This window comes from Streptomyces sp. NPDC001194 (assembly GCF_042896985.1).
GTDB lineage: Bacteria > Actinomycetota > Actinomycetes > Streptomycetales > Streptomycetaceae > Streptomyces.
Genome location: NZ_JBIAXU010000012.1, coordinates 48145 through 62584 on the forward strand (window position 1 = coordinate 48145; position 14440 = coordinate 62584).

General features: G+C 73.3%; 17 protein-coding genes. 6 read left to right on the forward strand and 11 right to left on the reverse strand.

The genetic code is table 11. The features are described from left to right. Positions 1-41: 41 nt before the first annotated feature. The gene (locus tag ACFY1T_RS22860) at positions 42-1550 is read left to right on the forward strand and encodes an APC family permease (RefSeq protein ID WP_390789785.1); all 1509 of its coding nucleotides are present in this window, start codon (positions 42-44) and stop codon (positions 1548-1550) included. A 63-nt stretch (positions 1551-1613) separates the two neighbouring features. Then, the gene (locus tag ACFY1T_RS22865; protein WP_390789930.1) at positions 1614-2042 is read left to right on the forward strand and encodes a universal stress protein; all 429 of its coding nucleotides are present in this window, start codon (positions 1614-1616) and stop codon (positions 2040-2042) included. A gap of 66 nt (positions 2043-2108) precedes the next feature. On the opposite strand, the gene ACFY1T_RS22870 is transcribed toward ACFY1T_RS22865, so the two are convergent. After that, positions 2109-2489: a VOC family protein gene (locus ACFY1T_RS22870; protein ID WP_390789786.1), complete on the reverse strand. Its 381-nt coding sequence runs from the start codon at positions 2487-2489 to the stop codon at positions 2109-2111. Between the two features lie 155 nt (positions 2490-2644). Beyond that, positions 2645-3133 carry a Rieske (2Fe-2S) protein gene (locus ACFY1T_RS22875; protein ID WP_390789787.1) on the reverse strand — a complete coding sequence of 163 codons (489 nt, stop codon included), beginning with the start codon at positions 3131-3133 and terminating at the stop codon, positions 2645-2647. Positions 3134-3283: 150 nt separating this feature from the next. Here ACFY1T_RS22875 and ACFY1T_RS22880 point away from each other — a divergent pair, with 150 nt between their 5' ends. Beyond that, complete coding sequence (locus ACFY1T_RS22880) at positions 3284-3826, forward strand: DoxX family protein (protein ID WP_390789788.1); 543 nt, start codon at positions 3284-3286, stop codon at positions 3824-3826. Between the two features lie 6 nt (positions 3827-3832). Here ACFY1T_RS22880 and ACFY1T_RS22885 read toward each other — a convergent pair whose 3' ends face one another. From ACFY1T_RS22885 to ACFY1T_RS22895, 3 genes are all read right to left on the reverse strand, one after another. Further along, a complete protein-coding gene (locus ACFY1T_RS22885) occupies positions 3833-4318 on the reverse strand; it encodes a hypothetical protein (RefSeq protein ID WP_390789789.1) in 486 nt (161 codons plus the stop codon). A 73-nt stretch (positions 4319-4391) separates the two neighbouring features. Further along, positions 4392-4655: a hypothetical protein gene (locus tag ACFY1T_RS22890; RefSeq protein WP_390789790.1), complete on the reverse strand. Its 264-nt coding sequence runs from the start codon at positions 4653-4655 to the stop codon at positions 4392-4394. 135 nt (positions 4656-4790) lie between these two features. Further along, positions 4791-5363, reverse strand: a complete 573-nt coding sequence (locus ACFY1T_RS22895) for a DM13 domain-containing protein (RefSeq protein ID WP_390789791.1) — start codon at positions 5361-5363, stop codon at positions 4791-4793. 281 nt (positions 5364-5644) lie between these two features. On the opposite strand from ACFY1T_RS22895, the gene ACFY1T_RS22900 reads away from it, so the two are divergent. Further along, positions 5645-7144, forward strand: a complete 1500-nt coding sequence (locus ACFY1T_RS22900; RefSeq protein WP_390789792.1) for a cellulose binding domain-containing protein — start codon at positions 5645-5647, stop codon at positions 7142-7144. 73 nt (positions 7145-7217) lie between these two features. Here ACFY1T_RS22900 and ACFY1T_RS22905 read toward each other — a convergent pair whose 3' ends face one another. Continuing rightward, positions 7218-7964, reverse strand: coding sequence for a VOC family protein (locus tag ACFY1T_RS22905; RefSeq protein ID WP_390789793.1), 747 nt, complete (start codon positions 7962-7964; stop codon positions 7218-7220). 276 nt (positions 7965-8240) lie between these two features. On the opposite strand from ACFY1T_RS22905, the gene ACFY1T_RS22910 reads away from it, so the two are divergent. Further along, on the forward strand, positions 8241-9455 hold the full coding sequence (locus ACFY1T_RS22910) for an aromatic acid exporter family protein (protein ID WP_390789794.1): 1215 nt from the start codon (positions 8241-8243) through the stop codon (positions 9453-9455). Positions 9456-9492: 37 nt separating this feature from the next. On the opposite strand, the gene ACFY1T_RS22915 is transcribed toward ACFY1T_RS22910, so the two are convergent. The 4 genes from ACFY1T_RS22915 to ACFY1T_RS22930 form a co-directional block, all read right to left on the reverse strand. Then, positions 9493-9897: an SH3 domain-containing protein gene (locus tag ACFY1T_RS22915; RefSeq protein WP_390789795.1), complete on the reverse strand. Its 405-nt coding sequence runs from the start codon at positions 9895-9897 to the stop codon at positions 9493-9495. 146 nt (positions 9898-10043) lie between these two features. Further along, entirely contained in the window at positions 10044-10424 is a 381-nt protein-coding gene (locus ACFY1T_RS22920; RefSeq protein WP_390789796.1) for a hypothetical protein, read from the reverse strand. Between the two features lie 70 nt (positions 10425-10494). After that, entirely contained in the window at positions 10495-11538 is a 1044-nt protein-coding gene (locus ACFY1T_RS22925) for a hypothetical protein (RefSeq protein ID WP_390789797.1), read from the reverse strand. A gap of 154 nt (positions 11539-11692) precedes the next feature. Next, positions 11693-12220, reverse strand: a complete 528-nt coding sequence (locus ACFY1T_RS22930; RefSeq protein WP_390789798.1) for an ATP-binding protein — start codon at positions 12218-12220, stop codon at positions 11693-11695. Positions 12221-12399: 179 nt separating this feature from the next. Here ACFY1T_RS22930 and ACFY1T_RS22935 point away from each other — a divergent pair, with 179 nt between their 5' ends. Beyond that, positions 12400-12981, forward strand: a complete 582-nt coding sequence (locus ACFY1T_RS22935) for a TetR/AcrR family transcriptional regulator (RefSeq protein WP_390789799.1) — start codon at positions 12400-12402, stop codon at positions 12979-12981. A gap of 6 nt (positions 12982-12987) precedes the next feature. On the opposite strand, the gene ACFY1T_RS22940 is transcribed toward ACFY1T_RS22935, so the two are convergent. Then, entirely contained in the window at positions 12988-14409 is a 1422-nt protein-coding gene (locus ACFY1T_RS22940) for an NADP-dependent succinic semialdehyde dehydrogenase (RefSeq protein WP_390789800.1), read from the reverse strand. Between the last annotated feature and the right edge of the window lie 31 nt (positions 14410-14440).

Sequence of the window (14440 nt, forward strand, 5' to 3'; positions counted from 1 at the left end):
CGCGCCTCGCGCGGCGCCGCCGGGTGCATGACGATGCCTACATGGCCCAGGACAGCGCCGGCGGAGCAACGGGTGGCGAAATCCCGGACGCGGAGCTCAAACACAACGCGATCGGGTTCCTCGACGCGCTCGTCATCGGCCTGAACTCCACCTCGCCCGCCTATTCGCTGGCCGCCGTCATCGGGCCGATCGTGGCGCTGGCCGGGATCTACGCGCCGGGCGTGATGCTGGCGTCGTTCGTCCCGATGCTGCTGATCGCCGCCGCCTTCTACTACCTCAACAAGGTCGACCAGGACTGCGGTACGACCTTCTCGTGGGTGACGCGGGCCATGGGCCCCTGGGCCGGCTGGCTCGGCGGATGGGCGATCACGATGACCGGGGTCCTGGTCATCGGCTCGCTGGCCGACGTCGCCGTGAACTTCGGCCTCCTCGCCGCCGGCCTCGACGGCTGGGCCGCCAACCCGGTCATCCGGCAGACCCTCGCCGTCCTGGTGATCCTCGCCATGACGGCCGTCTGCGTCATCGGCACCGAACTCTCCGCCCACCTCCAGGACATCCTCATCCTCGCCCAGGTGCTCTTCCTGCTGGTCTTCTCCGTGGTGGCCTTCTACCGCATCTACGCCGGGACCAGCACCCTCGACTCCATCGAGCCGTCCCTCGGCTGGCTCAACCCCTTCGGAGCCGGCGGCGCCGCCCTCACGGGCGGGCTGCTGCTCGGCGTGTTCATCTACTGGGGGTGGGAGTCCGCGGTGAACCTCACCGAGGAGGTGCAGGACTCCGCCACCGCTCCCGGCAAGGCGGGCATCTGGTCCACCGTGGTCCTGCTGGTGACCTACCTCTCCGTGGGCTTCGCGATCGTCGGCTACGCGGGGACCGCCTTCCTCGCCGAGAACGCGGGCGAGGAGGAGGCCATCTTCGCCGTCCTCGCGCACGAGGTGATGGGCGGCTGGGACTGGATGGTGCTCCTGGCCGTCTGCACGTCCGCGCTCGCCTCCACCCAGACCACGATCATCCCGGCCTCCCGCACCGCCCTGTCCATGGCCCGCCGCCACGCGCTGCCGCACCGGCTCGCGCACATCCAGCCGCGGTTCCGGACCCCGGACGTGAGCACGTGGTGGGTCGCCGGCATCGCCATCGCCTGGTACCTGGCCGTGAACCAGATCAGCGAGAACGCCCTCCTGGACTCGCTCACGGCGCTCTCCCTGCTCATCGCCTTCTACTACGCGCTGACCGGGGTGGCCTGCGCCGTGTACTACCGCCGCCACCTGCTGGAGAACCTGCACAACTTCCTGCTCATCGGCCTCGGGCCGCTGGTCGGGGCGGGGCTGCTGGTCTGGCTGCTGGTGGAGTCGGTCAACGACATGTCGAATCCGGAGAACTCGGCCAGCGGGGTCTCCTGGTTCGGTCTCGGGCCGCCGCTGGTGATCGGGATCGGGATCGCCGTGGTCGGCGTGCTGATCATGTGCTTCTGGCGGGTGCAGGACGGCAGGTTCTGGCGGGAGCGGCGGGGCGTGGTCGACCCGGAGCTCGTCCACCGCAAGAAGCCGTAGCCGCCCGCCCGTCCGTGCGGTGCGTACGGTCCGTGCGGCCCGGTATTCGCGAAGGAGTCCATGATGTCTGTGGTGCTGGGGTACGACGAGTCGCCCGGCGCGGAGCGGGCCCTGCGCGTGGCGCTCGAGGTCGCCACCGCCTTCGGGGAGCCGCTCGTCCTCGTCTACGGCGCCGCCGCTCCCGGCACCGCCGGGGAGGAGTACCGGGCCCACCGGGAGGCCGTCCGCCAAGCGGGGCGCAGCGCCCTGGCCCGCGCGGTCGAGGCGGCCGACGAGGCCGGCGTCCCGTCGACGGTCGAGGTGGTCGACGAGAAGCCGGCCCAGGCGCTGCTCGATGCCGCTCAACGCCACCGGGCGCGGGTCATCATCGTCGGCAGCTGGGGCGACAGCCCCATCCGCGGCGCCCTGCTGGGCTCCACCCCGCACAAGCTCCTGCACCTGTCGCCGGTCCCGGTGCTGTGCGTACCGACGGCGGGCGACGCCGAGCCGTGACGGCGCGAGTCATGCCGAGCGGGTCGGGGGCGGCGGGTCAGGCGGCCGGGAGCAGCTCGGGGGCGGCTACATCCCTTTCGGCTGGAGGACGGAAAGGATGTTCCCGGCCGGGTCCTTGAACCAGGCGATCGCGGGGCCGGGCGCCTCCCGGGCGATTGCCTTCGCGTCCTGGTCGAACGCCTCGTACCGCTCGAACGACACACCGCGCGCGGCCAGTTCGTCGACGGCCCGGTCGATGTCGTCCACCGGGAAGTTCAACACGGTGAAGGTGGCGGGCTCGTGGTTGTCCTTCGGGTACAGCATCACGTCGGTGTCCCCCGCGAGGTGCAGGGTCAGGAGACCGTTCTCCTCGGACACCCGCAGACCGAGCGTCCCGCCGTAGAAGCCCTTGGCGCCTTCGATGTCGTCCACCGAGTAGCCGCTGAATCCCCTGCTGTCTCCCAGCATGGTGGCTGCCCTCCGTTCGCCGCAGCTCGTCCGGCATCGGCCCCCTGCCTCCAGTGTCCCTCCGAACACCCGCCGTCGCCCGGCGGCGGGGCCGTCCGCGCGATGGCGCCAGGTGCGCTGCCGGGCCCCGTGAGCCCGGCAGCGCATCCGACCTGTCAGGCGAGGGAGATCTTGTCCCCCTCCACGGCGATCTTGGCCGCGGCCAGCGGACGCGTGGCGGGCCCGCCGGCGACCGTGCCGTCCGAGATCTTGAAGAGGCTCTGGTGGCACGGGCAGACGATGTTCCCGTCCTTCACCGACGCCACCGAGCAGCCCTGATGGGTGCACGTCGCCGAGAAGGCCTTGAACTGCCCCGCCATCGGCTGGGTGACCACCACCTTCTGGTCCTTGAACACCTTGCCGCCGCCGACCGGGATGTCCGACGTCTGCGCGAGCGCCTGCCCGCCGCCGGCGCCCCCTCCGGCCGGGGCGCCCGCCGAGGGTTCGCCCTGTGCGGTGCCGGGTGCGTTGCCGCCCGCGTCCCCGGCTCCGTAGCCGGCAGCCGCCCCGGTTTCCCCGTCGCTGCCGCAACCGCTCAGGACGGTGCCTGCCAGCGTCGCGGCGCCCGCCGCGAGAACCGTGCGCCGACGCGTGGTGTCGCCCATGGCCGTATCTCCTTCTCGTACCGGAAGCGGGCCGGAGCATCCCTTGCCACCCCAGCCTCAGCAGGAACACGGGGGCGGGCGGCTCGTGGTTCACCGCGTCCGCCACCGAATACGACCGAACCGCGACGCGGGTTCCCGCGTGTGCAGGGTGTGACTACGACATCCACCGGCCTGCGCTCGCGAGCGGCCGAGTACGCACTCCTGCCGCTGCGCCTCTTCCTCGGCATCACCTTCGTCTACGCCGGACTGGACAAGCTGACGGACGCGGCGTTCCTGTCCGCCTCCGGTGACGGTTCGATCGGCCAGCAGATGGAGGCCGTACGGGATTCCGCCGCCCTCCCGGCACTGGTCGAGCTCTCCTCGCAGAGCCCGGTGGCACTCGGCATGGCCATGGCCCTGGGGGAACTGGCGGTCGGGCTGGGCGCCCTCGCCGGGCTGCTGACGCGGATCGCCGCTCTCGGCGGCGCCCTGATCTCGCTGAGCCTGTGGCTGACCGTGAGCTGGCAGACCACGCCGTACTACTACGGCAACGACCTCGTGTACCTGGTGGCCTGGCTCCCGCTGATCCTCGCGGGCGCCCCCGGGCTCTCCCTCGACGCGCTGCTGCACCGCCGCCGCCGCGCGCGGCGCCCGTCCGGATCGAGGCGGGCGGGGTCCGGTCGCCCGAACCGGGCCGCCGCAAGCCCGTCCTGACCGCCCTCAGGCGTCGGCGCCGTCGCCCGCCGCCGGTCCGGAGCGGCGTTCCCGGGGCGTGCGCGGCGCGGCGTCGAGCAGGGCCCACAGCCGGCGCCCGTCGGGTGCGATGTCGCTGCCGCAGCCCACGACGGTGCGCAGGGCGGCGAGTTCGCCGAGCACGGCGTCCTCGCCGGGGGCGGCGGCGCAGACGTGGCTGAGTACGACGGCGAGGATGCGGTGGTCCTGGTCGGCGAGGTGGACGCTGATCCGCTTTCCGCCGTCGGCGACCGCCGCCTGGACGAGACGTCGTACGGCGGTGTCCAGATCCGGCTCGTCGAGGTGTGCGTACCCCCAGGCCCGGACGGTGGCCGTCGCCTGCGCACCGGCCTTCTTCGCGGCCCACTGGTCCGCGCGGAACGTCAGCCCCGCGGTCTGCCGGTTGCGGATCTGCATCCGCGGTCGGGCCCGGTCCACGGTCGGCCCGCCCGCTCCAGCCGGTGTCGTAGTCATGCGAACACGCTACGCGCACGGGACGGCTCCCGGAAAGCCCGCAGGTCCGCGGCGGGCGGGACCGTCCGCTCCCTCAGCCCAGCGCCACGGTCAGGAGCGCGACGGTGACGGTGAGCGCCGCGCAGGTCACCAGTAAGGGCCGACCCGCCGTCAGCGCCCAGCCGATGCCCCCGCAGCAGGCGCCGTCCGCCGCCGTGTCCTCGCGTAACGCAGGGGTCTCACCGCCCGCCGTACGCAAGAGGGTGCACTGGGCGCACTCCTCCGTGCCGTGGGGGGAGGGGTCCGAGTCGATCCAGTACGCGCCGCTGAGCTCTGCGAAAGAAAAATCCGGGGACACGACTGGACGCGTAGAAGCTGCTTCCATGACCGCCAAACGGGCGGCCGGCGCCGGAAGCAACGGTGATCACCGCATCCGAGACCGGATCGTCACTTCTGCGCGGGCACGGCCGCCGGACCGCCGACCGGCGCGGGGTCAGGCGGCCTGGAGTGCCGCAGCGCCGAAGGACACGTCGAAGCGGTCGCACCAGATGGTGACGCTGGAGTAGTCGGCGAGGTTCACACCGGCCGGGATCTCGTAGTTCTGGTCGCCCTTGTTGCCCTTGAGCTTGCCCAGGCTCACGTACTTGCCGTCGTCGAAGACGAACCAGCCGTCCGCGCCCTCCTTCACCGGCGCGTCGGTGAGCCACACGCGCAGGTCGGGGCCGCTGCTCGTGTCGAGGTCCTCCAGGCGGAGCGTGCGCGAGCCGTCGGGCAGCTCGATGAGCTTCACCGTGCCGGTGGTGCGGTGCTCGTGACTGATCAGAGAGCCCCGGGAGACGGTCCGCGGAGCCGGGGCGGGGGCGGCTCCCGGCCGCGAGGCGCCCGGCGCCGGGGTGGTGGCGGCGGTGGGCAGCGCCTCGTTGACGGTGGAGTTCTGCCAGAGCTTCCACGGCTGGGTCCAGTACAGCCCGGCTCCCAGCACCAGCGCCGCCGCGATCAGCACCCCGCCCAGCACCCGGCGGCGCCGGCGCCTCCCCGACACCGCGCCCGTCGTCGTCCCCGTCATGGCAGCCCCTCTTCGTCGTTCCGTTCCCCCACATTCAAATGCGGCCGGCCGTCCGGGGGCCAGGATCTGCGGATGACGAAAGTCTTACGCCGACGGCCGGGGTGACGGACCGCCGGTACGCCCCACCGCCCCGCCGCGCCGTGGTCATTAACCCTCTCCGATCCGTTCCTTAAGGCGGCCTCAAGAACACGGGAGCAAGGGCCCAACCGCACATTCGTCCGGTTTGTGCTCGCTAGCGTGCTGCTCGAACCCCCATCCCCCGAGCACGGAGGCAGGTCCTCATGGCTGGCCATTCCCACCGCCGTACGACGAGTGCCAAGACCAAGGCGGCCGCGGCCTTCGCCGTCGCGGCGGCCGTCGCCGGCACCGCCGTGGCACTGACCGGTACCGCCCAGGCCGCATCGGTCGGCGCCACCTTCACCAAGGCGAGCAGCTGGACAACCGGCTACACCGGCCAGTACGTCGTCACCAACAACGGGGGCGGAACGCTCAAGGACTGGACCCTCGAGTTCGACCTGCCCGCCGGCACCTCCCTGGCCTCCCTCTGGAACGGCGAACACACCGTCAACGGGCAGCACGTGACGGTCAGGCCGCCCCGCTGGGACACCGCCGGTCTCGCGGCCGGCGCCTCCGTCACCGTGGGGTTCGTGACCAACGCGAGCGGGAACCCGGGCACTCCCACGGGATGCCTCATCAACAAGGAGAAGTGCTCCCCGGCCACCGGGCCGACGCCCAGCCCGAGCGGCCGGCCCACCACCGCGCCGACGGCCGCACCCACCGCGACGGCCACCACCGCACCGACGTCGACGCCTACGTCGAAGCCCTCGCCGAAGCCGACACCGACCGTGACCGTGCCCCCGGGCGGCGGCAGCGCGGCCGGGTTCGCCCCGTACGTGGACACCTCGCTCTACCCGGCCTTCGACCTGCTGGACACGGCGGCCCGGACGGGGGTGAAGGAGTTCAACCTGGCCTTCATCACCTCCGGCGGCGGATGCTCCCCCCTGTGGGGCGGGGTCACGGCCCTCGGGGACGACCGGGTCGCCTCACAGATCTCCGCCCTGCGCGGCAAGGGCGGGGACGTCCGGGTGTCGTTCGGCGGCGCCGCCGGCTCCGAGCTGGGCCTGGCGTGCGGCTCCCCCGCCGACCTCGCCGCCGCGTACGGCAAGGTGGTGGACACGTACCGGCTGACCAAGGTCGACTTCGACATCGAGGGCGCGGCCCTGCCCGACACCGCGGCGAACACCCGGCGCGCGCAGGCCATCGCGCAGCTGCAGAAGTCGCACCCCGGGCTCGACGTCTCCTTCACCCTGCCCGTGATGCCGGAGGGACTGACGCAGCCTGGCGTCGACCTGATCGCCAACGCCAAGCGGAACGGGGTGGCGGTGTCCGCGGTCAACATCATGGCGATGGACTACGGTCCGGCGTACAGCGGGGACATGGGCGGCTACGCCGTCCAGGCGGCCACCGCCACCCAGGCGCAGATCAAGGGCGTGCTGGGCCTGAGCGAGGCCGCGGCGTGGAAGACGGTGGCCGTGACCCCGATGATCGGCGTCAACGACGTCTCCACCGAGGTCTTCACGGTGGACGACGCCAAGCAGCTCGTGGACTTCGCCCGTTCCAAGGGCCTCGGCTGGCTGGCGATGTGGTCCGGCGCCCGTGACAAGCAGTGCCCGGGCGGCGCGAAGAGCTCCGCCGACGCGACCTGTTCGTCGATAGTCCAGGAACCGCTGGCCTTCACGAAGGCCTTCGCCGCCCGCGGCCAGGGGGTGTCCGCGAAGTAGCGCCGTCCGCCCGGAGGGCGCTCCCGCGGGCGTCGCGCGGCCGGCGGACTTCGCGGTCACCCTCTGGGAGCCCTCAGCGGCCGGCCCCCGGCGTGCTCTCGAGCGACACGATCGTGAAGAGCGCGCCGTCCGGGTCGGCCAGGGTGATCCGGCGGCTGGTGGGCGTGGTGTGGACCGGTGAGACGGTGCGGCCGCCGAGCCGCGTCGCGGTCTCCACCGCGGCTTCGAGGTCCGGCACGTCGAAGTGGACGTGCCAGCGCGGCCGGACCTGCGGGTCTGGGGCCTCCTCGACGGCTCCGCCGCTGATCACGGCGACGGTGTCGCGGCCGCGGCGGACCACGACGTGGTCGTGTTCGTACGAGACGTCGCAGCACCCGGCGCGCTCGCACGCCCAGTCGAGGACCTCGCCGTAGAACACGGCCGCCGCGAACGCGTCCCGGGTGCGCAGTTCGAGCCAGGCGGCGGCGCCCCCGGGATGCGCCGTCCAGTCCGGGATCACCTCGCCCTGCCAGAACCCGAAGACCGCGCCGTCGGGGTCGGCCGCGAGCGCGGCCCGGCCGGTCCCGAAGGCCAGCGGGCCGACACCCATCGTGGCACCCCGCTCGCGCACCCGGGCGGAGGTGACGTCCGCGTCGTCGACGGCGAAGTACGGGGTCCACGCCACGGGGACCCCCAGGCGCCGGGCCAGCCCGCCGATGCCGGCGACCGGTGCCCCGTCGCGCATCGCGACGCAGAACCCCTCGCCGAGGCGGGTGGGGCGGAACCCCCAGCCGAGCACGGCCCCGTAGAACTGCTGCGCGGCCTCGAGGTCGCCGGTCATCAGGCTGACCCAGCACGGCGCCCCGAACACCTCATGGCTTGACGTCGACACCCGCTCCGACCTCCCTCGACCTCCCCCCGAACCACCCTAGCCCGGGGCCGCGCGACCGGCTCCGAGGCCGGGCCGCTCGGGTGGGAAGACGGCTTGGGCCGTACGGGGCAGGGGGCGCGGCCGGGGAGCGCCGACGGGAAGCCGTGGTGGGCCGCCTCGCGTACGGTGGTGCCGTCTTGATCCGTGTGACGCGTGGTGCAGCCGAGTCCGGGAAGGCTGGCACGTATGCCGGAAGTCATCGTCACCGTACGAACCCTCGTCAGCCGCCGCCGTGAGCCCGTCGTCGTACAGGCCCTCCGCTCGACGGCGGCGGCCGTGGTGTCCTATGTCGTCGCGCTCTGGCTGAGCAGTGAGCCGGCGCCGCTGACCGCGCCGCTGACGGCTCTGCTCGTCGTACAGGTCACCCTCTACACCACCCTCACCACCGGCATCAGACGGGTGAACTCGGTCGTCGCGGGCGTCCTGGTCGCCATCGGGTTCAGCACCCTCGTGGGCCTCACCTGGTGGAGCCTGGGGCTGGTCATCCTCACCTCGCTCGTCGTGGGCCATCTCGTACGGGTCGACGAGTTCGTCCCCGAAGTCGCGATCAGCGCGATGCTGGTGCTCGGTGTGACGCAGGTGGCGGCCACCGCCTGGGACCGGGTGCTGGAGACGCTGATCGGCGCGGTGGTGGGCCTCTTGTTCAACGTCTTCCTCGCGCCGCCCGTGTGGGTGGCACCGGCGAGCGAGGCGATCACCTCGCTCGCCGGCCGCATGCGCGACCTGCTGGTGCACCTCGGCGACGAGCTGGCGGAGCACACCCCGGTGGAGAAGGCGGCCGCCCGGCTGCACGAGGCGCGACGGCTGGACAACGACATCGCGGGAGTGGACGCGGCGCTGCGCCAGGCCGAGGACAGCCTGCGGCTCAACCCGCGGGTGAAGGAAGGTCTGCTCTTCCGCCTCGTGCTGCGTACGGGACTGGACACCCTGGAGATCTGCGCGGTGGTCCTGCGCGTCTGCTGCCGTACGCTGACCGACCTCGCCAGGACGCGTACGGACGGCCCGCTCTTCCACGACCACCTCGCGCAGGCACTGCGGGAGCTGTTCGCGCACATGGCGAGCGCCGTCGAGAACTTCGCCGTACTGATCACCGCGCAGATCAGCGCGAGCGCCGAGGAGGCGGAGGTCCGGCTGACGCAGGAGCTCGCGGCGGCCCGGGTCAGCCGGGAGCGCGCCGCGCGGCTCCTGCGCGAGGAGGCGCGGGCGCGGTCCGGGACGTGGCAGCTGTACGGGGCCCTGCTCGCGGAAGCCGACCGGGTGCTGGACGAACTCGGTGTGGAGAAGCGCTCCGAACGGCTCGTGGAGGAGCTCGACCGGCACTCGCGCGCACAGCGGGCGCTGCGTCCGCGGCTGCGGTTCAGCCGTCTGTGGCGCGACCGCTCGCCCGCGGACACGCCCTAGACGGCTGTCCCGCCGGTCCGGACCGCGGTGGCTGCCGTCAGCACCACCGGACCGGCGTGTAGTTGTGCACGAAGCGGGCCGAGACCCAGCCGGGCTCGCCGTGCAGCCGGTACCAGATGTTGTTGCCCTCCACCGTGGAGCCCTTGGCCTGGCAGGACAGTTGCACCTTCTCGAACGGGTCCAGCGAGCCGAGGACCGCCGCCGAGGTCGTCGCCCGGGCCCGAACGTGCAGGGCCACGCGGCTGACCACGACGCCCTGGACGTGCGTGTTCCCGGCGGCTTCGACGGACTCGGCGGGGGCGGCCGCCGAGGCCTCGCCGGGCACCGGTCGTGCCGTGGCCGGTTGCGCGGCCGCGGCCGCCGGCGCCCCTTGGAGCAGCAGCCCCACCCCCAGGGCGGCCATCGCCATCACCGTCCGAGCCTGCTTGTTCCGCTGCCCCATGTGATTTCTCCCGTCCCGTGGCGCGTGCCTCGGCCTGCCGGTCCCGGCCGGCCCGCGATCGACATTGCCCCGGGAGACGCCGCCCCGTCCGGCGCCGTGCCGCCCACTCGCCCGAATGGCGCAGCGGTTCGGGCGGTCTCCGTCTGTCAGTCGGCCTCCGAATAGCTGAAGTCGCCCATCGTCCAGGCGCTGACGTCCTTGATCGCGATCCGGTACATCCCGCCGGTCTCGGGGATGCCCACGGTGCCCTGGAGGATCCGGGCGACGTGGAAGTGCAGGTAGGAGGGCGGCGGCGGGGCTTTGCGGGCGGTACTGCCGCCTTCGGCGTCCATGAACAGGCCGGCGAAGGTTCCGAGCCGGTCCGAGTCCGCCAGGACCTCGGCCACCCGCCGGCGCCACGCGCTCTCGGGAGCGAGGCGGCCGGTGATGACGGCGCCGTGTACCAGGACGGTCAACGACATCTGATTGGTCTGCTGGGACTCCACAGCGGCAGCGATGGCGACGAGCAGGTCGTCAGGCTTCGACATGGGCAGGAATGCTACAAGCATCCGGCCCGGAAGCCGGGCGTGTTCACCCTTGTGCCGGGGCGCGGCGGCTTCAGGTGGCGAAACCGATGTGTACGTGGTCGTGGTGCGTCGCGTCGGAGAAGTACTGGTTGGGCCGGGTTCCGCCCGAAAGCCGCACGGGGCCGCCGACGTTGTACGAGCCGGCGGCCGCGGCGGCGCGCATGAACGCGGTGACGAGGCTCCGCGGTGTCGCGGGGTCGACGACGGGTCGGCCGTCGACGGCCCAGACGTCGAGGGCGCGCCCGACGGGGTGATCGCTCGGCCGGCCCGTGCCGAACACGTTGACCGGGTGTCCCGACCGCACCACGCTGACCGACATCCGGTAGGTGTCCGAGAGCCGGAGCATCGCGCGCAGCACGCTCTCGTGCACCGCGCCGCTGCGGACGTCCGCCGCCGAGGCGGGAGGCAGCTCGATCCGGGGCCGGGCGAGCACGGCCCGCGCCGAGGCGCCGAGGGGGGCCGCGGGCCCCGGGCGCCCGGGGTGCAGTGCGGTGACGGCCCAGCCCGCGGAGGTGCGTCCGAGGCGGACGTCGACCGTGGTTCCGCCCTCGCGGACGACGGATCCGGTCCGGGTGGACTGGACACAGGGGACCAGGACGCTCGCCGTGTCGGCCAGGAGCCCGCCGTACTGGGCGTAGATCACGCGGACGACCGCCTGGTCCGCCGCGGGGGTCAGCGGTCCCGCCTCGGCCGCGAGTGCGGCGGCCAGCGGCGCGGGGATGCCCAGCGCCGCCGCCCTTGCCGCGGCGTCGCGCGGGCCGCCCCGGCCGGCGGGCCAGGTCCCGAGCGCCTCGACGAGCCGTACGGCGGCGAGTTTGGCCGCGGGCTCGATCTCGCCCGGCCCCGGCCGCCAGGCAACCGCGGCGGGAAGTGTCCCCGGGGGCGTCGACGCCGAGGCGGTGGCGCGCGCCGCGGCGGGCGTACGTACCCCTGCGGCGGGCGCACTCGCGGCCGACGGCCCCGCCTCCCGCGCGCACCCGGCCGCGGCCGCGCACCAGGCCGCCGTCCCAAGCAGCAGTGAGCGCCGCCCGAGACCGGCGGGCGCGGTCGCGTGCGGCGGGGGACGCGGGACCATGGCCGGCTCCTCGGACATCGGGGACGGGAGGGGAGGCGAGGGCCGAGTCGGCCGACCGCCACGGGCAACTTCGCACCTCCACGCCCTTCGTCCGGGGAACGGCGCGTTCACGCCGGCCCATCCGGGTCGGACGCGGGTGCCGCGCGCCACCGCTTCAGCGGGGACGTGTCCCGGCGGGCGCGCCGGCCGGGACCGAGGCCGGGGCCGCCACCTCGAACCAGACGGTCTTGCCGCCCTCCCGCGCCGTCACCCCCCAGCGCCTGGCCAGCAGCTCCATCGCCCTCAGGCCGTATCCGCCGGGCAGCCCCGGCACCGCCCTGGTCCGGATGCGCGGCAGCGCGCGGCCGGCGTCGCTCACCTCGATCCGCAGGTGTCCCGCGCGCCGGAGCGCGGCATCGGGTTCGTCGGGCCCGAGCCTCAGCACGAGCTCCGTAGGGCCTCCGCCGTGCCTGACGGCGTTGGTCACCGCCTCGGAGACCAACAGCAGGACGTCGTCGACGACGGCGTCACGCTTCCCGTCCGGCAGAGCGCCGGGGTGTTCCGGTTCGGGCCAGGCCCAGTCCTCGATCGCGCCGCGGCAGAAGGCCCGGCACCGCCCGACCACCGCGGCGGCGCCGGACAGGCCGAGGCGCCTCGTCCGGACATCCGGCCCCGTCCACTCCTTCATCTCCGGTTCCACCACGCCTCCGGTTCCGCGCCGACACCCTGACTCCCTCCCGCACGGTCGGCGCCTACCCCCGATGCCGGAGTGAAACCCGGGGTGCGGGGCGCCGCGGCCGATGACCTGCCGCGCCCTGCGCTTCAAAAGTGCAACAGCTCGCCTTTACTAGCGGATAGTCACCAGACGCTAGGATGGCCCGCATGAGCGAGACGACGGGGCGCCGCGAGCGCAAGAAGGCCCAGACGCGCAAGGCGCTGGCGGACGCCGCCCTGCGCCTCTTCACGGAGCGCGGCTTCGACGCCGTGGGCGTCAGGGACGTGGCCGAGGCGGCGGACGTGGCGGTGACGACCCTGTTCAAGCACTTCCCGAGCAAGGAGTCGCTCGTCTTCGACGAGGAGGAGGGCAGGGAGGCCGCGCTGGTCGCCGCCGTGCGGGACCGGGCCCCCGGCCGGTCCGTCCTGCACGCCCTGCGCGACCACCTGACGCACACGGCCGTGGTGGTCGGCCAGGACACCCCGGAGTTCACCAGGTTCACGGAGCTGGTGGACTCGGCCCCCGCCCTGCAGGAGTACATGCACCGGATGTGGCTGCGGCACGAGAAGGCCCTGGTCGCCGCCCTCACCGAGGCCACCGGCGCCCCCGAGCACGATGTCCGCACGGCCGCCCTGGCCCGGTTCGTGATGGAGAGCCCGAGCCTGGTCCGCGGCCGCGCGAATCCCCGGAAGGCCCTTCACGAGGTGTTCGACCTGCTGGAACACGGCTGGGAGCACACCCCGTCCTGACACTCCCTAGGAGTCCTCGCCGGGCTCGGCCGCGTGCCAGACCGTCGTCGTGTTGCAGAACTCGCGGATGCCGTGGCCCGAGAGTTCGCGCCCGTATCCCGAGCGCTTCACTCCGCCGAAGGGAAGGGCCGGGTGGGAGGCGGTCATGCCGTTGAAGAAGACGCCGCCGGCCTCGATGTCCCGTACGAAGCGCTCCTGTTCCGCCTCGTCGCGGGTCCAGACGTTGGAACTCAGGCCGAAGGGCGTGTCGTTGGCGAGCTCCACCGCCTCGTCCAGGTCCCGCACCCGGTACACGGTGGCCACCGGCCCGAACGCCTCCTCGCGGTGGATGCGCATCTCGGGGGTGATCCCGGTCAGGACGGTCGGCTCGAAGAACCAGCCGCGCGCCAGATCCTCCGGCAGGCCCTGCGGCCGCCGCCCGCCGCACAGGGCCGTCGCCCCGCGCCCCACGGCGTCCTCGACGAGCTCCTCCACGTCGGCGCGTCCCTGCTCGGTGGCGAGCGGCCCGACGTCCGTGGACTCCGACAGCGGGTCGCCCACGGTCAGCGCGGCCATGCGGGCGGTGAAGGCGTGCGTGAACTCCTCGTGGACGTCGGCGTGTACGAGGAACCGCTTGGCCGCGATGCAGGACTGGCCGTTGTTCTGCACCCGGGCGGTGACGGCGACCGCCGCGGCCCGCTCCACGTCGGCCGACGGCATGACCACGAACGGGTCGCTGCCGCCCAGCTCCAGGACGGTCTTCTTCACCTCGTCCCCGGCGACCGCCGCGACGGCCCGGCCGGCCGGCTCGCTGCCGGTGAGCGTCGCCGCCGCGACCCTGGGATCGCGCAGGACGGCCTCGACGGCCCGGGAGGAGATCAGCAGCGTCTGGAACACCCCTTCGGGAAAGCCCGCACGCCGGAAGAGGTCGCCCAGGTAGAGCGCGGTCTGCGGCACGTTCGACGCGTGCTTGAGCAGCCCCGCGTTGCCCGCCATCAGGGCGGGGGCCGCGAAGCGGACCACCTGCCAGAGGGGGAAGTTCCACGGCATCACGGCGAGGACCACGCCCAGCGGCCGGTAGAGGACCCGGGCGCGGGAGGCTCCGGCGTCCGCGACGTCGGCCTGCGAGGGGTGCTCGTCGGCCAGCAGCCGCTCGGCGTTGCGCGCGTACCACCGCATGGCCTTCGCGCACTTCGCCGCTTCGGCCCGGGCGGCGGCGATCGGCTTGCCCATCTCGAGCGTCATCGTGCGGGCGATGTCGTCACGGTCCTGGTCCAGCAGGTCGGCCGCGCGGTCGAGGAGGCGGGCCCGCTCGGCGAACCCCGTGGTGCGGTGGCTCCGGAAGGCCGCGTGGGCCGCCGCCAGGCGCTGTTCGATCTGCCCGGCGTCCAGCTCGTCGAATGTCCTGAGCGTCTCGCCGTTCGCGGGGTTGACGGTTGCGATGGGCACGTCCGGCCCTCCTCGTCCTCGATGCGTCGAA

Coding starts and splice junctions, on each gene's coding strand:
- ACFY1T_RS22860 (WP_390789785.1), top strand. CDS start 42: ATGGCCCAGGACAGCGCCGGCGGAGCAACGGGTGGCGAAATCCCGGAC.
- ACFY1T_RS22865 (WP_390789930.1), top strand. CDS start 1,614: ATGTCTGTGGTGCTGGGGTACGACGAGTCGCCCGGCGCGGAGCGGGCC.
- ACFY1T_RS22870 (WP_390789786.1), bottom strand. CDS start 2,489: ATGCTGGGAGACAGCAGGGGATTCAGCGGCTACTCGGTGGACGACATC.
- ACFY1T_RS22875 (WP_390789787.1), bottom strand. CDS start 3,133: ATGGGCGACACCACGCGTCGGCGCACGGTTCTCGCGGCGGGCGCCGCG.
- ACFY1T_RS22885 (WP_390789789.1), bottom strand. CDS start 4,318: ATGACTACGACACCGGCTGGAGCGGGCGGGCCGACCGTGGACCGGGCC.
- ACFY1T_RS22895 (WP_390789791.1), bottom strand. CDS start 5,363: ATGACGGGGACGACGACGGGCGCGGTGTCGGGGAGGCGCCGGCGCCGC.
- ACFY1T_RS22900 (WP_390789792.1), top strand. CDS start 5,645: ATGGCTGGCCATTCCCACCGCCGTACGACGAGTGCCAAGACCAAGGCG.
- ACFY1T_RS22905 (WP_390789793.1), bottom strand. CDS start 7,964: ATGACCGGCGACCTCGAGGCCGCGCAGCAGTTCTACGGGGCCGTGCTC.
- ACFY1T_RS22910 (WP_390789794.1), top strand. CDS start 8,241: ATGCCGGAAGTCATCGTCACCGTACGAACCCTCGTCAGCCGCCGCCGT.
- ACFY1T_RS22915 (WP_390789795.1), bottom strand. CDS start 9,897: ATGGGGCAGCGGAACAAGCAGGCTCGGACGGTGATGGCGATGGCCGCC.
- ACFY1T_RS22920 (WP_390789796.1), bottom strand. CDS start 10,424: ATGTCGAAGCCTGACGACCTGCTCGTCGCCATCGCTGCCGCTGTGGAG.
- ACFY1T_RS22925 (WP_390789797.1), bottom strand. CDS start 11,538: ATGGTCCCGCGTCCCCCGCCGCACGCGACCGCGCCCGCCGGTCTCGGG.
- ACFY1T_RS22935 (WP_390789799.1), top strand. CDS start 12,400: ATGAGCGAGACGACGGGGCGCCGCGAGCGCAAGAAGGCCCAGACGCGC.